Annotated in this window: 1 protein-coding gene and 3 pseudogenes; 2 read left to right on the top strand and 2 right to left on the bottom strand. The window is 55.8% G+C overall.

The genetic code is table 11. The features are described 5' to 3' along the window. Window positions 1-362, top strand: a pseudogene (locus tag AC1D1Z_RS35470) (CDP-alcohol phosphatidyltransferase family protein); the annotation flags it as partial. A 220-nt stretch (window positions 363-582) separates the two neighbouring features. Beyond that, window positions 583-2,277 (top strand): asparagine synthetase B family protein, encoded by a 1,695-nt coding sequence (locus AC1D1Z_RS35465; RefSeq protein WP_477853460.1) that lies wholly within the window; start codon window positions 583-585, stop codon window positions 2,275-2,277. Window positions 2,278-2,298: 21 nt separating this feature from the next. Here AC1D1Z_RS35465 and AC1D1Z_RS35460 read toward each other — a convergent pair. Together AC1D1Z_RS35460 and AC1D1Z_RS35455 are read right to left on the bottom strand one after the other, a co-directional pair. After that, a pseudogene (locus AC1D1Z_RS35460) lies at window positions 2,299-3,156 on the bottom strand (transposase); the annotation flags it as partial. A 34-nt stretch (window positions 3,157-3,190) separates the two neighbouring features. Further along, window positions 3,191-3,399, bottom strand: a pseudogene (locus tag AC1D1Z_RS35455) (ABC transporter permease); the annotation flags it as partial.

Below are 3,399 nucleotides of genomic sequence, written 5' to 3'. Positions count from 1 at the left end.
CTGGTGTCTTTCCCTTGATCTTTCTCGCATCATTGGGTGAGGCGGCACCATTCCCGACGTTCGCGGGGCTACTCATCTGTGCCGCGGGCATTTTGCGGCTGAGCTACTTCGAAGCGTTCGGACTGTCGGGAGGCTCTTTCGTCGGGGTGCCGCTGCCCCACAACATCCTCGTATTCGCCCTGTCGTACTACCTCGGCTCCCAAATCGTAACGGATCACCTGATCCTGCTGATGGGCGCCGTTGCGGTCATCATGAGCGGGTTACATCTCTCGTCGATCCGATTTCCAAAGATGAATGTGACTTGGATTGTCCTTTCGGCAGTCTTCATTACCGCGATGAGCGCTCTTCTCGCTCTTCAGTAAACAAATGTCTCAGGATCGGTCTCTATTCTTGCAATTCTTTACTACCGAATTCGTTCGATGCTTTACGTCGTCGTAATCCCGATAATACCACCCTTTTGTGACACCGTTTCACATGAACTGCCGGAGGTCACGAAAAGACATCCGGCTAAGCAACAAAAGCACAATTCGAGTTTAGCACGTCATTTTAGCCATCGAACAGGAGAGGATTATCGTGGACGCAATGTTTGGCTCGATCGGCATGCCACTTGTCGACCCCGTACTATTTTCCAGGATGCTGAAACACCGGGGAAGTTACGTCGACACGATCAAAGGGGCCGACATTTCACTAACCACGGTCAGTAGGTTGCCTGGTAGAATCTTCAAGGATCCAGAGTTGATGGTGGCCTATACCGGATCCCCTTCTGTCGAAGGAAAACAGGTCTCGATGGCCGCGGATCTTGCGGAGCTTTACGCACTAGGCAAGCTGGACGCCCCAGATGCAGTAAATGGTCACTATTGCATCGCACTGGTCGACATACCGAAGCAACAGATTCGTTTCCTCCGTGACAACATCGGGGTCAACACCCTCTATGTCACGCGGATCGGAAGGGGCCTAGCCTTCTGCACTGAATACAAATGCCTTCGGGCATTGCCTGGCTTTGATCGATCAATCGACCTGGAAGCGATCAAGGGATTCGAACGAACCGGGTGGGTGCCGAGCGGGCTAACATTCTTTTCCGAGGTAAAGCCGGTTTTGCCCGGAAAATGGTCGAAGGTCAGCTATGAAGACAATTCCTTTCCATCGGAGGCGGCATCATCGATCACGCCTGCGATAGCGGATGCTTTCGTACCGGTGGAGGTGGTCGCAGACGCTTTGCTGAGCGCTGTGGAAAGGCTCGGCGCCGATCAACCGCCAGCGGTGGGCATAATGCTGAGTAGCGGAGTGGACTCAGCTCTAATCGCAGAGTTGGTCGCTCGCTCCATGAAGCAAATCACGGTCAAGTCGTTCACTGTTGGTCACAACGGAGGAGACCCCGAGATCGAAGGCGCCCGGTTGACCGCGTTGGCTTTGGGACTGGAGCATCACGAACTATTTCTGGAACCATCAGAATTTTCACGACTGCTTCCAGAAGCGATGTGGGCGATGGAGAACCCCGGGGGCTATGACGAGTATCCATGCTTGTTCGGGCTTTGCGAGATGGCAGGGTTGCATGTCGATGTTCTATTTTCTGGCAATCTCTCGGATACATTATTTGGAGGCATGAACTTCCACACACAGTTGTGGAAGAGCCTTAACGGGCGGCCAACTGATGAGGAATCGGCCCCAAATGGAAGCCTTACAATCMTCAAGGGGGCAGCAAGCGGCACCCACGCGACGCTGCGGACGCGGTCGCCTTCTCACGGTTCCTTGCATGCCGAACTTATCGCCACAATGGATAGGCGGGACGAGCGGATGGGTGCCCAGGAAATGCTAGCCGCTCGTTTTGGCATCGATCTGCGCATGCCGTATGCCGACACCCACGTCGTCCGAACCGCAATGCGCATTCCTGACGCCCAGAAGGTCAACGACAAAGGAAATAAGCTTATCCTGCGCCAAGCGTCGGCGATGTTTTTGCCCGAGGAGATTGTAAAGCGACCGAAACGAATACAGCAGCTGATGTATGACAGYGCAATGCGGACTTGGTTGTTGACGACATTTGATCTCTTGTTCAACTCCGCCGCGGCGCAAAAGCGGGACGTCTACGATTATGAAAATCTGGCTCTGGTAAGGGAAGAGCTCGTGCGCGAGGTCACCCGTAGTACCGTTCAAAACGCCTGGAAAGCCATTTCGATTGAAACTTGGCTTCGGATGTTCGCGGACGAGGAGCATTTCGCCCGCGCCATTACCGACGAAAGTGTAAAACCGGAAGCGGTCTTTTCGCCCGCCAGCCCCTAATTAGTCGGCCTGAACAAAGGCTTAAATCATTGATCTTCTGGCGGTTGGGAAGATCTGGAGAAGTATCCGATTTCGCCATGAGAACGTTAAGCGCGGCCCTGATGAAGCACGCCAAAGGGGCCAGTTTGGCCAGGATGAGGCGCAGATTGTGACCTACCCCGACGAGCAGCGCATTGATGGTGTTGCCATCGTGCCCGAGAAGGAAGTTCCGGTCCAGCCTGCCATCGGTCTTCATATGGCCGATGGTGGGCTCGATGGCCGATCGTCGTTTCAGCTCCCGTCGCATGGTCGGCGTCAGCCCGCGCCGGCTTCCGGCAATCATCACCGACGCCGATCCGGTGTAATCATGACCGCGATATTCCTCGACGTAGATGCGATCCGGATACCACCCATGGCAACAGCCTGGTCGACGGGATGTGAGAGGGTGTGCCCGCCATAGGAATTGTCTTCGARTGCCTTGGCCGCCAGAACCAGCCCTTCGCGGTCCGTCGCCGCGAACCCTACCTTGCAACCGAACTCGAATGGCGCGCGAGCCTTGCCCTTCGAGAAGCAGACGACCTCGGGAGCATGCAGCGCATAGACCTTGTTCTTGTCCTTCGGCTTTTGCGCCAGCAGCCGTTCGATAAGACCGAACAGCCGGGCAAAAGTCCGCTCCAGTTCGACGTTGCCGGCGACCTTGCGGCCAATATCGCGCAAGACGCAGCCAAGAGAGATGCGCAGGCGCTTCAGTTCGCGGCGCATGCGGCGGAATTGCCGGGCATGGGCATAACGGCCGGCGCGCACCGCCGCTGCTTTCGTCAGACGCGTATCGCTCTGCCTCAGCTCGATGCCATGCATCTTGGCGTGACGGACCTGTATCTGCAGAGCCTTCAGATACAGGATACCGTTCACACCAGAAGAATGAGAGGAAACCCTACCCTGCTCGCCGCGAAAACCGCGTCATGACGTTCATCATGGCCAGTGCGCCCCAAGTGATGGCAAAAGACAGGATGGTCAGGGCCGCAGGCTCATAGGCTTTGCTCATGCCGATTTTTTGAATGTAGGTGCCGAAAGCCGGGCGCGTCAAAAGGCTAGCAATCACGAATTCCCCCATCACGACCGCGAAGGTCAGGAATGCGCCTG

Source organism: Rhizobium sp. P1_E1 (assembly GCF_056406015.1).
Note: the sequence above shows the minus strand (reverse complement) of the source record. Positions and strands in the feature narration are given on the sequence as shown.